We start from the raw sequence: 16563 nt of genomic DNA, 5'->3' as shown, positions 1-16563 counted from the left end.
CTGCCGTGGTGGGTCAGGTCCAGCCGAAGCGACGGCAGACCGCCTCGATCGTGCGGTCCAGCCCACGCTGCTCGGCGTCGCTGAGTGGGGCCGACTCGTTGTAGGCGGTGAGGAAACGGCGTCGGGTCTCGGGGTCCGTGGGTGTCCAGCCTTGATACCGGGTCGCCAGCAGGACGGCCGACCTCCCGAGGTCGGCGACCCTGCTGCGGACCGCCGCCTCGTCGAAGTCCAGGACGGCCGTGACCTGCGCGCCGTCGACGAGGATGTTGGCGGCGCGGAAATCGCCGTGCACGAGCTGCGTCGCCGGCCGAGGCGTCTCCTCATCGCCAAAGGGATGGGGGTAGGCAGCCAGCGCCTGGTGCAGCGTCGCCAACATCCGGCCGGCTGCCTCCACCTGTCCGGGGTCGGCGGCGTCGAGCAGGTCGCCGGCGATGACGGGAGAGAGACCGAGGGAGAACCGGCCGTGCTCGACCCGCGGTCGTCCGTCGGCTGCGGCGAGAGGTGCTGCCACAGGGGCACCACGCTCCGCCAGCCATGACACCAGGGCGTCCACTGCGGCCAGGCGGCGGAAGCGGGACGGGTCGACACAGCACTTCGCGATGACGTCCCGACCGTCGACGGTGAGCCAGGCGAGCAGGTTGCTACCGCTCATGACGAGGCGGCGGCAACCATCCAGGTGACCGGCCCAGACCTCCTGCAGTGCCTGATCGAGCCAGGCCACGGCCTGGTCCCCGTCGGCGAAGCCGAAGCGTGCGGACAGCGCGGCGTGGGGGTCACCCGCCTCCCAGAGCATGCTGACGTCGATCTCGCCGGCCATGGTCCCAGTCAATCAAGCCGGCGCGGGCTGGACGTGAATGGTCGGCGTGCGTTGTTCCCGAACCCGCCCTGTCCCACGACGCCCACCGTGCCGATCCCGGAATGAGCACCGCCCGGCCCGGAATTGTCGTACCCCTGTTCGATAATCGTGGGTATGACGACAGCGGCGGTCTGTGACGGGTTGTCGCTGTCGGCTGCGCAGGGCGAGGTCGATGTGTTGTTGGACGCGGAGTTGTCGCTGGTCTGCACTGACGAGTTGTTGGGGTCGTGGCGTGAGCTGGAGCGGTTGCGGAATCGTCTTGCGGCGGTGGAGCACCGGTTCGTGGTCGAGGCGGAGTCGCGGGGGTTGCCGTGGGAGTTCTCGGCTCGGGACATGGCGGGGTTTGTGCGTGGTCTGTTGCGGGTGGATCCGCGGGAGGCGGCGGGTCGGGTGCGGGCGGCGGAGGCTGCGGCGGGTCGGGTCTCGTTGACGGGCGACCGGGCGGCCGCGCCGTTCCCGCTGGTGGCGGCAGCACAGGCTGAGGGGAGCATGTCGCCACGCCATGCCGCGGTGATCACCCGGTGTGTGGACGGGTTGCCGGCCGAGGTGCAGGCCGTGCACGGGGCGCAGGTCGAGGCTGATCTGGTCGGATTCGCCCGAGACTTCGATCCGCACGAGCTGGGTCGGTTGGCGGCCCGGACGAGGGGATTGCTGGATCAGGACGGGGCGCTGGCCGACGTGGCGTGTCGGGAGCGGCAGCGGGACTTCACGATCCGGCAGCGTCCGGACGGGTCGGCCTCGATCAGCGGGGAAGCGACTGCGGAGCTGGCCGAGCGGCTGCTCACGGTCCTGGATTCGCTGGCGCGTCCGAGGCCTGCAGCCGACGGGGTGAAAGACCCCCGTCATGCCGGGCAACGCCACCACGACGCGCTGCTGGACGTGCTCGGGCTGGTGGCGCGGGCCGAGCTGCTCCCTGACGTCGCCGGGATCACCACCACCGTGCTGTTGACCATGCCCGCCCGGGCGTGGGCCAGCGGTGACGGTGCCGCCGTCACCGGGCACGGCGCGATCATCCCCGCGCCGCAAGCCCAGCGGATCGCCGGCGGCGACGCCCGGGTCATGACCATCACCCTCGACGAGCACGGCGCCCCGGCCGGCCGGACCGACACCCGCCGCCTCTTCACCGAGAACCAGCGCCTCGCCATCATCGCTAGAGACCAGGGCTGCAGTTTTCCCGGCTGCGACACCCCACCGGCCTGGTGCCAGGTCAACCACGTCACCCCCTGGGCACGAGGCGGCCGGACCAGCATCGACAACGGCGCCCTCCTGTGCGGCCACCACCACCGCACCTTCGAAAGCCAAGGCTGGCAAGCCGTCATGATCAACAACCGGCCCGGCTAACTCCCCCCACCCTGGATCGACCCCGAACGCAGACCCCGCTACAACCACCGGATCCGGACATAGGCCGACGTCAGTCGGCGAGCCCCGGAAGGAGCGCGATCCGGCGCTGCAACTCGTCCTCGTCGCATGCGAGCACCTCCGCCACCCGCCGGGCGTCATCGGCCGGGTCGACGCTCACGCTGCGGTCCGGACGCCGCCGCTCAGCGCGCTCCAGCGAAGAGAGGACGAGGTGCCACAGCAACTCGAGCTGGATCGACGGCCATGGCGACCGGATGAACCACTGCCTGCCGTCGGGCAGGTGCTCCGCGATCTCGACATCCGGTTCGCGGAGGGAGCGGCGGTGTTCCTCGGGCCAACCTGCCGCCAGGTGCAGTGCACCCGTGATGTTCCACAGGGGGACGAACCCCGCGTCAACCAGCTCCTGCCAGCCGGTCGGTCGCGAGTCGGCGAGACTCCGCCGCTCCCGGGCCGCCGCGACCAGCGCCTGCTGACCATGGCGGACCTGCTCGTCGAGGTCGACACCCGTCAACGCGGCCGACTCCGGGTCCCTGTCGACCAACGTCTCGACGTCGCCGTCGGCGACCGCTGTGTCGCAGACGTCGCAGAGGTCGACGGGACTGCCCCACACGTGGCCCTTGCCGTACACCCGAAACCGGGAACGATCGGGATCCAGGTCGCGAACCCACCGGGCCGGTTCGTGCTCGCAGACCGCGCACATCACGTCGCCGAAACTCACCAGCGCACACCCGCCCGCGCCGCCGTCACCCGGAGCGCCGACAGTCCACGTACAGCACGACGCGCTCGATACCGCCGCTCGGCGTTGCCACCGTGGCATCCGCCCAGTGGACGCCCCGGACCGAGGTTGTGGGCGGCAGGCAGGACGGGAACGTGCCTTCGTGCAGCGTCCCGTCGGCGCCGTACCAGGGGGTGTGACTGTCGACCGAGATGAACCTGTGACCACCCGCGGACAGCGACGCCATCCCGACGCCGACGTACCCGTCGCCGACCCGCTGCTGCACCGCGGCCGCGTCGTCGTGGCGCCACCCGAAAGCGCCGATCAAGCCACCCGCCACGAGCGCGACCACGCCGACCACCACCGTCGCCGGCCGAACATGCAGGCCGCGCTCGCTGCTCGCGGTGATCGTCATGTGCCCTCCCCGGCTCGCGGGTCATCCTGGCACGCCGATCCCCGTCCCCGCTCGCGGTGACACGCGATAGCCGCAGCCTTGCAGTTCGGGGCACCCGGTCGGCTCCGCGCCGATCTGTGGCGTCTCGTCCCGGTCACCGTCCCGTACGCGAGCGCAGGGGCTGCATCGTGACCTTCAACCCCGGATACCGCAGCTTCGACGGACACCGCCGGGCTTCCGTCGGGCCGGTCGGCCCGCCTTCGGAGGGAGCAGTCTTTCGGGTGACCCGCCGTCGACGGCCTGACCAGTAGACGGACTGACCAGTCGACGGCCTAGCCAGTCGACGGCGAGCTCAGCCGACGGCGAGGCGGTAGCCCCGCTTGACGACGGTCTGGACGATGGCGGGGTCCCCGAGCGCGGTCCGCAGCCGGGCGATCGCGACCTCGACGGCGTGCCCGTCGCAGGTACCCGGCAGGGCCGCTCCGAGTTCCTCGCGGGACAGCACCCGACCCGGCTCGCGGGCCAGCGCCCGCAGCAGCGCCGTCGCAGCCGACGAGAGGGGGACGAGCAGGTCGTCCACGACCGCGGCCTGGCCGCGGAGCTCCACCCGGCGCCCGGCGGCGGGGACGACGGTGGCACGGGGCGGCAGGTGCGACACCACCTCGCGGACGAGGGCGCCGAGCCGGAACCGCTCGGGCTGGACCACCGGCAACTCGGCCGCCAGCAGTGGCGCGGCGGTGACCGGTCCGACGGCGACACAGAGCACCGGTCCGCGCAGCGCCGACCGCACGTCCCGGCCCCGCTCGTCCGCCGTTCGCAGGAAGTTGACCGCGGCGGGGGCGCTGGTGAAGGTGAGCGCGTCGACCGCGCCGGCAGCGACGGCGTCGATGAGCCGGTGCAGCGGCGCCTCGTCCTCCGGCGGCTCCCAGCGGTAGACCGGCACTTCGATGACGTCGGCACCCTTGTCCCGCAGCGCGTCGACCAGCTCGCGCAGCGGCTCGCCGTGCAGCTGCACGGCCACCCGTCGGCCGTTCAGCTCGTGCTGCGCGAGGAGGTGTTCGAGCACCTCGCTGCTCGATTCGGACTCCGGCGACCATGCCTCGCGGAGCCCGCCGGCCCGGACGGCGCCCCGCACCTTGGGACCGCGAGCGAGGATCGTCGACGACGAGAGCGCCTCGATCAGCCGCTCACCCAGCCCCCACCCCTCGGCGGCGTCCAGCCACCCCCGGAAGCCGATGCCGGTGGTGGCGACGGTGAGATCGAGCGGACCTGCCAGGCACTGCTCGGTCGCGGCGCGCAGCAGCGTGTCGTCGGCGAGGGGGACGATCCGGATGGCCGGGCCGTAGACGATCTTCGCGCCACGACGCTCGAGCGCGCCGCCGAGTTCCTCCCGGCGGCGCGCTGCGGTGACGCCGACCGTCCAACCGGCCAGCTCGGGGATGTCGCTCACGACCGGATGCGCACCTCGACCTGGTCGCCGCTGACCCGCACGTCATGGACCTTGATGCGCACCGACGGGTCGCTGAGGCACTGCCCGGTGCGCAGGTCGAAGACCTGCTTGTGCAGGGGGGAGGCGACGGTGGGCGCGTCCCCGGCCGACCCGGTCAGGCCGCGCGACAGCACGTACTGCCCGCTGAACGGATCCTGGTTGGCGACGGCGAAGAGCATGCCGTCCACGGTACGGAAGACCGCCACCTGCTCCGCGCCGACGAGAGCCGCGACACCCCGTTCCGGTTCCAGCCACTCGTAGGAGCAGACCGGAGCCCAGTCGCTCACGACGGCCCTCCGACACTCAGCAACGGCCGCTTCATCTCGCGCTCCGGGGTGAACTTGATGGACGGATCGGGCACGCCCGGCGCGTTGACGAAGGAGACGAAGCGCTCCAGCCGCTTCGGGTCGTTGAGGACGTCGGCCCACTCGTCCCGGTAGTTCTCGACGTGTCTGGCCATGGCGGTGTCGAGGTCGGCGCAGATGCCGAGCGAGTCGTCCACGATGACGGCGCGGAGGTGATCCAGGCCGCCGTCGAGCGACTCGAGCCACGGAGCGGTGCGCTGCAGCCGGTCGGCAGTACGGATGTAGAACATGAGGAAGCGGTCGATGGTGCGGATCAGCGTCTCGGTGTCGACGTCCTGGATGAGCAGCTGCGCGTGCCGCGGCGAGAATCCGCCGTTGCCGCCGACGTAGAGATTCCAGCCGTTCTCGGTGGCGATGACGCCGAAGTCCTTGCTCTGCGCCTCGGCGCATTCGCGCGCACAGCCCGAGACCCCGGACTTGATCTTGTGCGGCGCCCGCAGACCCCGGTAGCGGAGCTCCAGCTCGATGGCGAGGGCCACCGAGTCCTGCACGCCGAAGCGGCACCAGGTCGACCCCACGCAGGACTTCACCGTCCGCAGTGACTTGCCGTAGGCGTGGCCGGACTCGAAGCCGGCGTCCACGAGGCGCTTCCAGATCTGCGGCAGCTGCTCGACCCGGGCACCGAAGAGGTCGATGCGCTGGCCACCGGTGATCTTGGTGTACAGGTCGAAGTCGCGGGCCACCTCACCGATGACGATGAGCTTCTCGGGCGTGATCTCCCCGCCGGCGATCCGCGGCACCACCGAGTAGGTCCCGTTCTTCTGCATGTTGGCCAGGAAGTGGTCGTTGGTGTCCTGCAGCGCCGCGGACTCGCCGTCCAGGATGTGACCGACCTTGGCCTGACTGGCCAGGATGGAGGCGACGACCGGCTTGCAGATGTCGCAGCCGCGACCCGTCCCGTAGCGCCCGATGAGCTCGGTGAAGCTGGTGATCCCGGTGGCGGCGATGATCTCGAAGAGATCTGCGCGAGTCTGCGCAAAGTGCTCGCAGAGCGCGGTGCTCACCTCGACACCACTCTCGGCCAGCAGGGTCTTCAACATCGGCACGCACGAGCCGCAGCCGGTGCCGGCCTTCGTGCAGGCCTTAATCGCGGGGACGTCGGTGAGCCCCTCGGTCCGGATCGCGCCGCAGACGTCACCCTTGGTCACGGCATGGCACGAGCAGACCTGTGCCGAGTCCGGCAGCGCCCCGGCGCCGATGTCGGCACCCTCGGGCGAGATGAGGGCGAGCGGGTCGCCGGGCAGCCGCTGCCCCACCAGCGGCCGCAGCAGCGTGTACTTCGAGGCGTCACCGACGAGGATGCCACCGAGCAGCATCGTCGCGTCGTCGGAGACGACGAGCTTGGCGTAGGTGCGCTCGACGGGGTTGTTCACCGTGATGGCGAGCGCGCCCTCGGTGGCGGCATGGGCGTCGCCGAAGCTGGCGACGTCGACCCCCATCAGCTTGAGCTTGGTCGAGGTGTCGGCGCCGGGGAAGGTCGCCGCGCCACCGAGCAGCCGGTCGACGACGACCTCGGCCGTCGCGTAGCCGGGCGCCACCAGGCCGTAGGCGACCCCCTCGACGGCGGCGCACTCGCCGACGGCGTAGATGTCCGGGTCGGAGGTCCGGCACCCGGCGTCCACCGCCACCCCGCCGCGCGGGCCGATCTTGAGACCGGCGTCGCGGCCGAGCTGGTCGCGCGGTCGGACCCCGGCGGAGAAGACGACGAGGTCCAGGTCCAGCTCGTGCCCGTTGGTGAGGGTGGCGAGCATCCGGCCACGGTCGGCGACGATCGACGTGACCGACGTCCCGACGTGGACGGTGACGTCCAGCGCCTCGATCATCTGCTTCAGCAGCGCGCCGCCACCCTCGTCGACCTGGATCGGCATGAGGCGGGGCGCCAGCTCCACGACGTGCGGCGACATGCCCAGCAAACGCAACGCCCGGGCCGCCTCCAGACCGAGCAGGCCACCGCCGACGACCATCGCGGCCGGGCGTCCGCCGAGCCGGGAGGCCGCCGCCTCGGTGGCGGCGCGGATGCCGTCGAGGTCGTCCAGCGTGCGGTAGACGAAACAGTTCGGCAGCTCCCGGCCCGGCACCGGCGGCACGAACGGGTACGAGCCGGTGGCGAGGACGAGCGCGTCGTAGTCGAGCCGCCGGCCGGCGTCGGTGGTGACGCTGCGAGCCTGCCGATCGATGCTCACCACCGTCTCGGCCAGGTGCAGCGTGTGCGCCGGGTGGTCGTAGCAGCCGTCCGCGACCACATCGAGCTCGGCGGCGGTGACGCCGTCGAAGTAGGCCGAGAGCGCGACCCGGTCGTAGGCGCGGCGAGGCTCCTCCCCCACCACGGTGACCTGCCACGCGCCGTCGACGTCCCGCTCGCGCAGCGCCTCGACGAGACGCTGCCCGACCATGCCGTTGCCCACCACGACGAGTCGTTGCACCATGACCCGGAACGCTAGGAAGGTCAGATGCGGACGGCGTCACGCGGCGGTGACGGGCATGTGTCACCGCCCTCACGCCCGGACGTCCACCCCGGTGAGGACGGGGACGCCCAGCCGTAACGCGGCCGACCCACGACCCTCACGCGGCCGCGACACGCTGCGATCCGTGACGAGTCCGGCGACCGCGACGCACTGCCCGTACTGCGCGCTGCAGTGCGGCATGACGGTGGCCACCACCGACGGCGCTCCGGTGATCGGTGCGCGGGACTTCCCCACCAACCGCGGCGGCATGTGCCAGAAGGGCTGGACCTCGGCCGAGCTGTTGACCAACGGCGCGCGGCTCACCACCCCGCTGGCCCGCGACGCGCGCGACGAGCCGCTGCGGCCCGTCAGCTGGGACGACGCCCTCGACCGGATCGCCGCCGCGATGCGACGGGCGGGACGGGAGTACGGTCCCGACGCGGTCGGGATCTTCGGCGGCGGCGGCCTCACCAACGAGAAGGCCTACCTGCTGGGCAAGTTCGCCCGCGTCGCCCTGCGCACCTCGGCCATCGACTACAACGGTCGTTTCTGCATGTCGTCGGCCGCCGCCGCCGGCATGCGCGCCTTCGGCCTGGACCGCGGCCTGCCCTTCCCGCTGCCCGATCTCGCTGCGGCCGACTGCATCCTGCTGGTCGGCAGCAACCCGGCCGAGACCATGCCGCCGTTCACCCGCTGGCTCGCCGAGCAGCAGGAGGCCGGCGGGACCTCGATCGTCGTCGACCCCCGCCTCACCCCGACGGCCCGGCGGGCGACGCTGCACCTGCAGCCCACGCCCGGCACCGATCTCGCGCTCGCCAACGGCCTGCTGCACCTCGTCATCGCCGGCGGACACGTCGACACCGACTACGTCCGGAAGCGGACCTTGGGCTTCGACGAGGTTGCGCGGGTCGCGGCGTCGTACTGGCCCGAACGGGTCGAGCGGATCACCGGCGTCACCGTCGCCGAACAGCGGCAGGCCGTCGAGCTGCTCGTCAGCGCGGAGCGGGCCATGATCCTCACCGCGCGGGGTGCCGAGCAGCACAGCAAGGGCGTCGACACGGTGACGTCGCTGATCAATCTCGCGCTGGCACTCGGGCTGCCCGGGACGCCCGGCAGCGGGTACGGCTGTCTCACCGGGCAGGGCAACGGCCAGGGCGGCCGCGAGCACGGCCAGAAGGCCGACCAACTGCCCGGCTACCGCAAGCTGGACGACCCGGCCGCCCGCGCCCACGTCGCCGGGGTGTGGGGTATCGATCCCGACGACCTGCCCCCGCCCGGCCGCTCGGCCTACGAGCTGCTGGCCACCCTCGGCGACGACGACGGCGCCCGCTGCCTGCTCGTGGCGGGCTCCAACGTGGTGGTGTCGGTGCCCTCGTCGGGCCGGATCAAGGACCGGCTGCGCCGGCTCGACTTCCTCGCTGTCAGTGACGTCGTGCTCTCCGAGACCGCGGCGCTGGCCGACGTCGTCCTGCCCGTGGCGCAGTGGGCCGAGGAGGGCGGGACCATGACCAACCTCGAGGGCCGGGTGCTGCTGCGGCAGCGGGCGCTCGCGGCACCCGCGGGCGTCCGCACCGACCTGGACGTGATCGCCGGACTCGCCGGCAGGCTGCAGGCTCCCGGCGAGTGGCCCACCGAGCCCCGAGCCGTCTTCGACGAGCTGCGACGCGCCTCGGCCGGCGGTCCGGCCGACTACGCCGGGATCAGCTACGAGCGCATCCTCGCCGATGACGGGGTGTTCTGGCCGTGCCCCGCCGAGGACCACCCCGGCACGCCCCGGATGTTCCTGGAGCGCTTCGCCACCCCGGACGGCCGCGCCCGCTTCGTCGGCGTGGAGCACCGCGCCCCGGCCGAGGACGTCTGCGCCGACTATCCGGTGTACCTGACCACGGGACGGCTGCTGCAGCACTACCAGTCAGGCGCCCAGACCCGTCGTATCGAGGCGCTCCGCGACGCGCAGCGCGAGGCGGCGGTCGAGATCCATCCGGACCTCGCCGAGCAGCACGACCTGGACGACGGAGACCGGGTCCGGGTCGTGAGCCGGCGTGGCATGGCCGAGGGGCCGGTACGCATCACCGACTCGATCCGCGTCGACACCGTCTTCATGCCGTTCCACTGGGGCGGGACGAACTCGGCGAACGCCGTCACGAATGCGGCGCTGGATCCCGTCTCGCGGATGCCCGAGTTCAAGGTCTGTGCAGTGCGATTGGAGCGGGTCCCGTGAGCGAAGCCTGCGGAGCGAACCCGATGACACAGCGCGGACCGTGCCTCACGGCGTCCCCGCAGCGCAGCGAGGAGACGCCGTGAGCAAGGTTGTGGTCGTAGGCAACGGGATGGCGGGGGCGCGGTTCGTCCAGGAGCTCGTCGCGCGGACCGACCAGCACGACATCACCGTGATCGGCGACGAGCCGGGCGGTGCGTACAACCGGATGCAGCTGTCCAACGTGCTGGCCGGGACGGCGCGGAGCTCCGGGCTGGAGCTCGCCTCGGCCGACTGGTACGCCTCGCAGCAGGTGAGCCTCCTCTCCGGACGGACGGTGACCGCGATCGACCGGGACGCCGGCTGCGTGCGCCTGGCCTGCGGGGACGCCGTCCCCTATGAGCAGCTCGTCCTGGCCACCGGCAGCACGGCGGTGGTCCCGCCCGCGGACGGGCTGCTCACCGATGCCGGGCTGATCCCCGGTGCAGCGCTGTTCCGCACTCTGGACGACTGCGTCCGCATCGACGCGATGGCCGAGGAGGCGACGCGCGCCGTGGTCCTGGGGGCGGGGGTCCTCGGGCTGGAGGCGGCGCGCGGGCTGGCCGGCCGCGGGCTGCAGGTCACCCTCGTCCAGCGTGGTCGTCGTCTGATGGAGCGGCAGCTCGACGCCGAGGCCGGCACCATGCTCGGCCGCTCGCTGCGACAGCTCGGCATCGCGGTGTCGACAGGCGCCGGCATCGCGGCGGTCACCGGTGACGATCGCCTCACCGGCGTGGTCCTGGCCGACGGCACCGATCTGCCCTGCGAGCTGCTGGTGATCTGCTGCGGCGTCCGGCCCCGTATCGAGCTGGCCGCCGTCGCCGGTCTCGCCGTCCGGCAGGGCGTGCTGGTCGACGACGAGCTGCGCTCGGTGACCGATCCGCGGATCTTCGCGATCGGCGAGTGCGCGGAGCACGACAGCACCACCTACGGCCTCGTCGCCCCCTGCTGGGAGCAGGCCCGGACCGCCGCCGCCGTCGTCGCCGATCCGGCCGCACGGGAGCGCTACACCGGGTCGGCGGTCATCACGCGACTGAAGGCGGTCGGGATGGAGCTCGCCACGCTCGACGTCGCCGCCGGCGGCAGCGAGGAGCGGGACGACGACGAGATCGTCCGCTTCGCCGACACCGGCCGCGGCATCTACCAGAAGCTGGTGATCCGGGACGGCCGGCTGCGCTCGGCGACCCTGCTGGGTGACACCCGCACCGTCGGCACCGTCACCCAGCTCTTCGACCGCGGCGCGCTGCTGCCGCCCGATCGCGCCGCACTGCTCATGCCACGACGCGCGGCAGCCGCTCCCGTCGTCGACAGCCCCACCGCGCTGCCCGCCACTGCGACGATCTGCCAGTGCAACGGGGTCTCCAAGGCCACCATCACCACCGCGTGGCAGGACGGCGCCCGCAGCGTCGCCGACGTGGCCGCCCGCACCCGCGCCACCACCGGCTGCGGCACCTGCCGCGACGCCGTCTGCGGCCTGGTCGACTGGCTCGCCGCGGCCGACCCGGCCTGATCGACCACTGCCCCATGACGATTGTGGCGGCCTGACTTGGGATACCAAGTCAGGCCGCCACAATCGAGGCGAGGGGGGCGGTCAGACGCCGATCAGCCGGTGCCGTGACGCCCGCAGGTAGACCGCCCAGGTGACCGCGGCGCAGAGGACGTAGTAGGCCACGAAGGCGAGGTAGGCGCCGTCGCCCGTCCCGGAGCTGAGGAACGACTGCCGGAAGGCGATGTTGACCAGCACGCCACCGAAGGCACCGATCGCCCCGGCGATGCCGATCACCGCATTGGACAGCCGCCGCGCCTCGCGGTCGGCCCCCGCGGCGTCCGCACCCTCGGCCACGTCCAGCTGCGCCTTGCTGCGGAAGATCGCCGGGATCATCTTGTAGGTCGAGCCGTTGCCGATCCCGCTGAGGACGAAGAGCAGCACGAAGCCGACGAAGAAGAGCGCCAGCGAGTCCTGCTGCGAGGCGAGGAAGACGAGCAGGCCGGCGAGCGTCATCGCCACGAAGTTCCAGAAGGTCGTCCGCGCGCCACCGAGCCGGTCGGCGAGCCAGCCGCCGACAGGCCGGATGAGCGACCCCACCAGCGGACCGAGAAAGGTGAGGCCGGCGATCTTCACCGCGTCGACCTTGCCGTCGGTCAGGAAGCTGGCGCCGAACTGGTTGCTCAGCACCTGTCCGAAGGCGAAGCCGAAGCCGATGAACGAGCCGAAGGTGCCGATGTAGAGCACCGAGATGATCCAGGTGTGCGGCTGCTTGGTGGCCGCACGCATCGCGCGCTTCTCGTTGCGGACGTCGCTGAGGTTGTTCATGAACAGCGCCGCGCCGACTGCGGCCAGCACGATCAGCGGGATGTAGACGGCGAGCATGATCCGCGGGTGCTCCTTGCCCGCGGTCGCGAGGACGAGCAGACCCACGAGCTGGATGGCCGCCACACCGATGTTGCCGCCGCCGGCGTTCAGGCCCAGCGCCATGCCCTTGAGGCGCTGCGGATAGAAGGAGTTGATGTTGGCCATCGAGGAGGCGAAGTTGCCGCCGCCGATGCCGGCGAGGCAGGCCACGACCAGCAGCGTCGCGTAGGAGACGCCGGGGACGAGCACGAACGAGGCCGCCACCGTGGGGACCAGCAGCAGCAGCGCCGAGAACACCGTCCAGTTGCGGCCGCCGAAGCGGGCCACCGCGAAGGTGTAGGGCAGCCGCACCCCGGCGCCGAGCGCGGTCGGCAGCGTCGTCAGCAGGAACTTCTGCGCCGCGGCCTCCTTCGGATCGGCGCTGAAGCCGTACTCCGGGGTGAGGAAGAGGACGAGCACCGACCAGAGGCTCCAGATCGAGAAACCGACGTGCTCGCTGAAGATGGAGAAGATCAGGTTGCGACGGGCGACCCGCTTGCCGCCTGACTCCCAGAAGTCGGGGTCCTCGGGGCGCCAGTCCTCGATCCACCTCGCCGACGTCGCCGGTGCGGCGGGACGGGTGGGCACGGGTGCGGTGGTTGTCATGGCTGGAAGCGTCGAGCCGGGGCGTTGTGCACGTGCGACGGCGGCGTTACCGCTTCGGAACGTCCCGCTCTCACCGGCGGACGGGCCACTGTGAGGCGCGGGCGTCAGTCCAGGTCGAGCATCGGGACCTCGAGGCCGTGGCCCCGTCCCAGCAGGGTCGCGCGGCGAACGGTGTCGCGGCCGAAGCGCTCGCCGATCCGGTCGAGGACGGGGTCCAGGGCTCCGACGTCGCGGGCGGCGAAGGGCAGCTCGAGCTGCCGGTCGTCGGCGTCGTCGAGGTTCGCCAGCGAGACACCGATCAGCGTGCAACCCTTCGCCTCGACCAGGGGCGCGGCGGCCGTGAGCAGCTCGCGCGCCGTGCCCAGCAGCGGCTCGGTCTGCCACGTCGCACGCAGCACCGTGTGGGATCGGGTGGCACGGGTGAAGTCGCCGAAGCGCAGCCGCAGCACCACCGTGCGGCAGACCCGTCCGGCCTTGCGCAGCCGTCGACTGGTCTTCTCGACCAGCGCCGTGAGGGCCAGGTCCAGCTCGGCGAGGGAGAGCTGCCGCCGCGAGCCGAGAGCACGCTGTGCGCCGATCGAGCGACGTCGCCGGCCCACGACGACCGGACGCGGGTCACGGTTGTGGGCCAGGGCGGCCAGGTGGTGTCCGGAGGCCGTCCCGACCATCGCGGCGAGCGCATCCGGCCCGACGGCCGCGAGGTCGCCGACGGTGAAGATGCCGCGGTCGTGCAGCTTGGCCGTCGTCACCTTGCCGACGCCCCACAGCCGCTGGATCGGGAGCGGATGCAGGAAGCCCAGCTCGTCGCCCGGTGGGACGTAGCGCAGCCCGTCGGGTTTGGCGACGGCGCTGGCGACCTTGGCCAGGAACTTCGTGCGGGAGATGCCGACGGTGATGGCCAGCCCCACCTCGTCGCGGACGCGTCCCCGCAGCCTCACCGCGATCTCGACCGGCGACCCGGAGACCTGCGCCAGGCCGCCGACGTCCAGGAATGCCTCGTCGATGGAGATACCCTCGACATGCGGCGTGGTCTCGTCGAAGATCGCGAAGACCTGCCGGCTTGCCTCGGCGTAGCGCTCGAAGTGCGGCTCGACCACGATGGCCTGCGGGCAGAGCTCGCGCGCCTGCCGACCGTTCATGGCCGAGCGGACCCCGAAGCGCTTGGCCTCGTAGCTCGCGGCCAGCACGACTCCCCCGCCGACCAGGACGGGCCGTCCGCGCAGTCGCGGGTCGTCCCGCTGCTCGACCGAGGCGTAGAACGAATCCAGGTCGGCGTGCAGGATCACTCGGCCAGTATCGAACTTTCGTTCGAATCCCGCAACACGGCGGGACTCACGCCGAGAGGGCGTCCGCCTCGAGGTGGGCAGCGAGGGTGGCGAGGTCCAGGTCCAGCACCCGGGCGAGCGCGGCGACCGTGAAGAACGCCGGGGTGGCGATGCGCCCGGTCTCGATCTTGCGCAGCGTCTCGACCGGGACCCCGGCCGCGAGCGACACCTCGGCCATGCTGCGCGCCCCGCGAGCCTCGCGCAGTGCCGACCCCAGCCGACGACCTCGTTCGCGTTCGGCCGGCGAGAGCATGGGGCGCACCATGACCGTGATACTAATCCCGGTATAACTATCCCGTGCGACGACGAGGCGAGAGCATGATCGAACTGAAGACCCCCGGCGAGATCGACGCCATGGCGGCGGCGGGCGCGGTCGTCGCGCGCGCCCTGCGGGAGGTCGAGGCCGCGGCGGCGGTGGGCGTCCGGCTCGACGAGCTGGACCAGGTCGCCCGGCAGGTCCTGGCCGAGGCGGGGGCCAGCTCGCCCTTTCTCGGCTATCACCCGTCCTTCGGCTCGATGCCCTTCCCCGGCGTCGTCTGCCTCTCCGTGAACGACGCCGTGCTGCACGGCCTGCCCAGCCGCTATCGGCTGCGCGACGGCGACCTGCTCAGCGTGGACTGCGGCGCGACGCTGGACGGCTGGACCGGCGACGCCGCCACCTCTTTTTGCGTCGGCACCGCCGCCGAGACCGATCTGCATCTCATCGAGCGCACCCGCGCCGCCCTGGACGCCGGCATCGCGGCCGCGCAGCCGGGCGGCCGACTCGGCGACGTCTCGGCGGCCATCGGGCAGGTGGCGCGCGCCGCGGGCCTGGGGCTGCACACCGACTTCGGTGGCCACGGCATCGGCCGCACCATGCACGAGGACGCGCCGCACGTGCCCAACGACGGCCGGGCCGGCCGCGGTCTGCGGCTGCGGCCGGGCCTCACCATCGCCATCGAGCCGTGGTTCCTCGCCGGCGGGCGGGACGCTTACCGGGTCGACGCCGACGGCTGGACGCTACGCAGCACCGACGGCTCGAACGGCGCGCACATCGAGCACACCATCGCCGTCACCGAGGACGGGCCGCGCATCCTCACCGTAGAGCCTCAGCCGGCCGCCGCGTAGCCCGCGACCGGGAAGCGTTGCGCCGAGGCGGCGAAGAGCTCAGCCTCGGCTCGCAGCAGTTCGAGCACGGGCCCGCCCGCGGTCGGCCCGAAACCGACGTGCGGCCGGGTGCCGTCCAGCAACGGGAAGACGGCGTCACAGAACTCGTGGAGATCCGCCCCGTGCACCTGGCCGGCACCGGCGAGGCCGGTGGCGACCGCGGGCGGCATCAGCTCCACCACCCGGCAGGCAGTGTCACGCAGGGCGAAGCGGAGATTCGTCGTGTAGCTGTGCAGCGCCGCCTTGGCCGCCGCGTAGACCGGCGCGAACGGCTGCGGGATCACCGCGCCGCCCGAGGTCACGTTGACCATGACCGACGGGCGCGCCAGCAGCCGGGGCACCAGTAGCCGGGTGAGGTGGAGCGGCCCGGCGAGCAGCACGTCGAGCTCCCGCTGCACCTCGGCGAAGTCGGCGCCGTCCTCGGCCAGTCCCACGCGGCGCTGCACGCCGGCGTTGTTGACGACGACGTCGAGGCGGGGCAGCAGGTCGGCGAGTCGCGCAGCGAGCCGTTCCCGGTCCGACGCCGACCCGATGTCACTCACCACGGTCCGCAACCCCGGCAGCCGAGCCGCCGTCGCGCGGAGCCGTCCGGCGTCCCGTCCCGTGACCACGACGCTCGCTCCCGTGGCGAGGTACCGCGCAGCCAGCCCCGCTCCGATGCCGCTGCTTCCGCCTGTGATGAGGACTTGCCGCTGTGTTGTCATGTAAACATTGGACCTCCGGTTGTGTTTCCGTGTCAACAGCGGTCAGGATGGCGCGGTGACCACCGCACCCCTCACCGGCGAGGAGCTCGCGCGGTGGAACAGCTGGAAGCACGCCAACGACGCGGTCGTCGCCGCCGTCACGGCCGAGATCGGCGCGGCGGCCGGGTTGTCATGGGCCGACTTCGCCGTCCTGAGCCGGTTGGTGGAGGTGGGCGACGGGTCGCTGCGACAGCAGGAGCTGGCCGACCTGCTCGGCTGGCAGCGCAGCCGGCTCTCCCGCCAGCTCAGCCGCATGCAGGAGCGGGAGCTCGTGGTCCGCACCGTCGCCGGTCAGGCGCGGCTGCTGGCCGCCACCGCGGACGGACGCGAGGCCCTCGGCCGGGCCCGGCCTGCCCACGCACGGGCGGTGCGACGGGCGCTGCTGGAGCGGTTACCGGGACCGGCGGAGCAGTCGTTCTGGGAGGCGGTCGCGGCGATCGGGTCGCGCGACGACCACTATGGGGTGAGCGCACCGGACGACACCGAGGAGTGA

Annotated in this window: 15 protein-coding genes; 5 read left to right on the top strand and 10 right to left on the bottom strand. The window is 72.2% G+C overall.

Annotated features, from left to right (window positions below):
• Window positions 1-13: 13 nt before the first annotated feature.
• Window positions 14-817, bottom strand: a complete 804-nt coding sequence (locus AC0NZQ_RS11965) for a phosphotransferase enzyme family protein (RefSeq protein ID WP_474530063.1) — start codon at window positions 815-817, stop codon at window positions 14-16.
• Between the two features lie 153 nt (window positions 818-970).
• On the opposite strand from AC0NZQ_RS11965, the gene AC0NZQ_RS11960 reads away from it, so the two are divergent.
• Complete coding sequence (locus AC0NZQ_RS11960; RefSeq protein WP_474530062.1) at window positions 971-2197, top strand: HNH endonuclease signature motif containing protein; 1227 nt, start codon at window positions 971-973, stop codon at window positions 2195-2197.
• Window positions 2198-2267: 70 nt separating this feature from the next.
• Here AC0NZQ_RS11960 and AC0NZQ_RS11955 read toward each other — a convergent pair whose 3' ends face one another.
• From AC0NZQ_RS11955 to nirB, 5 genes are all read right to left on the bottom strand, one after another.
• Window positions 2268-2933 carry a hypothetical protein gene (locus tag AC0NZQ_RS11955; RefSeq protein WP_474530061.1) on the bottom strand — a complete coding sequence of 222 codons (666 nt, stop codon included), beginning with the start codon at window positions 2931-2933 and terminating at the stop codon, window positions 2268-2270.
• 25 nt (window positions 2934-2958) lie between these two features.
• Entirely contained in the window at window positions 2959-3345 is a 387-nt protein-coding gene (locus tag AC0NZQ_RS11950) for a hypothetical protein (RefSeq protein WP_474530059.1), read from the bottom strand.
• 331 nt (window positions 3346-3676) lie between these two features.
• Complete coding sequence (locus AC0NZQ_RS11945) at window positions 3677-4774, bottom strand: uroporphyrinogen-III synthase (protein WP_474530058.1); 1098 nt, start codon at window positions 4772-4774, stop codon at window positions 3677-3679.
• Window positions 4771-5100: a nitrite reductase small subunit NirD gene (nirD, locus tag AC0NZQ_RS11940; RefSeq protein WP_474530057.1), complete on the bottom strand. Its 330-nt coding sequence runs from the start codon at window positions 5098-5100 to the stop codon at window positions 4771-4773. Before nirD ends, AC0NZQ_RS11945 begins: the two co-directional genes overlap by 4 nt.
• Window positions 5097-7604, bottom strand: coding sequence for a nitrite reductase large subunit NirB (nirB, locus tag AC0NZQ_RS11935; protein ID WP_474530056.1), 2508 nt, complete (start codon window positions 7602-7604; stop codon window positions 5097-5099). Before nirB ends, nirD begins: the two co-directional genes overlap by 4 nt.
• Window positions 7605-7659: 55 nt before the next feature.
• Here nirB and AC0NZQ_RS11930 point away from each other — a divergent pair, with 55 nt between their 5' ends.
• Both AC0NZQ_RS11930 and AC0NZQ_RS11925 read left to right on the top strand, forming a co-directional pair.
• Window positions 7660-9843, top strand: coding sequence for a molybdopterin oxidoreductase family protein (locus AC0NZQ_RS11930; RefSeq protein WP_474530055.1), 2184 nt, complete (start codon window positions 7660-7662; stop codon window positions 9841-9843).
• 79 nt (window positions 9844-9922) lie between these two features.
• Window positions 9923-11368, top strand: coding sequence for an FAD-dependent oxidoreductase (locus AC0NZQ_RS11925; RefSeq protein ID WP_474530054.1), 1446 nt, complete (start codon window positions 9923-9925; stop codon window positions 11366-11368).
• Window positions 11369-11449: 81 nt separating this feature from the next.
• Here AC0NZQ_RS11925 and AC0NZQ_RS11920 read toward each other — a convergent pair whose 3' ends face one another.
• The 3 genes from AC0NZQ_RS11920 to AC0NZQ_RS11910 form a co-directional block, all read right to left on the bottom strand.
• On the bottom strand, window positions 11450-12856 hold the full coding sequence (locus AC0NZQ_RS11920) for a nitrate/nitrite transporter (RefSeq protein WP_474530052.1): 1407 nt from the start codon (window positions 12854-12856) through the stop codon (window positions 11450-11452).
• 104 nt (window positions 12857-12960) lie between these two features.
• The gene (gene dinB / locus AC0NZQ_RS11915; protein WP_474530051.1) at window positions 12961-14142 is read right to left on the bottom strand and encodes a DNA polymerase IV; all 1182 of its coding nucleotides are present in this window, start codon (window positions 14140-14142) and stop codon (window positions 12961-12963) included.
• 46 nt (window positions 14143-14188) lie between these two features.
• Window positions 14189-14446, bottom strand: a complete 258-nt coding sequence (locus AC0NZQ_RS11910; RefSeq protein ID WP_474530050.1) for a helix-turn-helix domain-containing protein — start codon at window positions 14444-14446, stop codon at window positions 14189-14191.
• A gap of 53 nt (window positions 14447-14499) precedes the next feature.
• Between AC0NZQ_RS11910 and map the strand changes: the two genes are divergently transcribed.
• Entirely contained in the window at window positions 14500-15288 is a 789-nt protein-coding gene (gene map, locus AC0NZQ_RS11905) for a type I methionyl aminopeptidase (RefSeq protein ID WP_474530049.1), read from the top strand.
• On the opposite strand, the gene AC0NZQ_RS11900 is transcribed toward map, so the two are convergent.
• Window positions 15270-16031: an SDR family NAD(P)-dependent oxidoreductase gene (locus AC0NZQ_RS11900; RefSeq protein ID WP_474530048.1), complete on the bottom strand. Its 762-nt coding sequence runs from the start codon at window positions 16029-16031 to the stop codon at window positions 15270-15272. The two genes, map and AC0NZQ_RS11900, sit on opposite strands and share 19 nt — an antisense overlap.
• Window positions 16032-16086: 55 nt before the next feature.
• On the opposite strand from AC0NZQ_RS11900, the gene AC0NZQ_RS11895 reads away from it, so the two are divergent.
• Window positions 16087-16563, top strand: a complete 477-nt coding sequence (locus tag AC0NZQ_RS11895) for a MarR family winged helix-turn-helix transcriptional regulator (RefSeq protein WP_474530046.1) — start codon at window positions 16087-16089, stop codon at window positions 16561-16563.

Source organism: Jatrophihabitans sp. sgz311053 (assembly GCF_056135305.1).
This window is presented reverse-complemented; position numbering and strand designations above follow the sequence as displayed.

Excerpts from the sequence above, each read along its gene's own strand:
- AC0NZQ_RS11965 (WP_474530063.1), bottom strand. The coding sequence starts at position 817 with ATGGCCGGCGAGATCGACGTCAGCATGCTCTGGGAGGCGGGTGACCCC.
- AC0NZQ_RS11960 (WP_474530062.1), top strand. The coding sequence starts at position 971 with ATGACGACAGCGGCGGTCTGTGACGGGTTGTCGCTGTCGGCTGCGCAG.
- AC0NZQ_RS11950 (WP_474530059.1), bottom strand. The coding sequence starts at position 3,345 with ATGACGATCACCGCGAGCAGCGAGCGCGGCCTGCATGTTCGGCCGGCG.
- nirB (WP_474530056.1), bottom strand. The coding sequence starts at position 7,604 with ATGGTGCAACGACTCGTCGTGGTGGGCAACGGCATGGTCGGGCAGCGT.
- AC0NZQ_RS11930 (WP_474530055.1), top strand. The coding sequence starts at position 7,660 with ATGTGTCACCGCCCTCACGCCCGGACGTCCACCCCGGTGAGGACGGGG.
- AC0NZQ_RS11920 (WP_474530052.1), bottom strand. The coding sequence starts at position 12,856 with ATGACAACCACCGCACCCGTGCCCACCCGTCCCGCCGCACCGGCGACG.
- AC0NZQ_RS11910 (WP_474530050.1), bottom strand. The coding sequence starts at position 14,446 with ATGGTGCGCCCCATGCTCTCGCCGGCCGAACGCGAACGAGGTCGTCGG.
- map (WP_474530049.1), top strand. The coding sequence starts at position 14,500 with ATGATCGAACTGAAGACCCCCGGCGAGATCGACGCCATGGCGGCGGCG.
- AC0NZQ_RS11900 (WP_474530048.1), bottom strand. The coding sequence starts at position 16,031 with ATGACAACACAGCGGCAAGTCCTCATCACAGGCGGAAGCAGCGGCATC.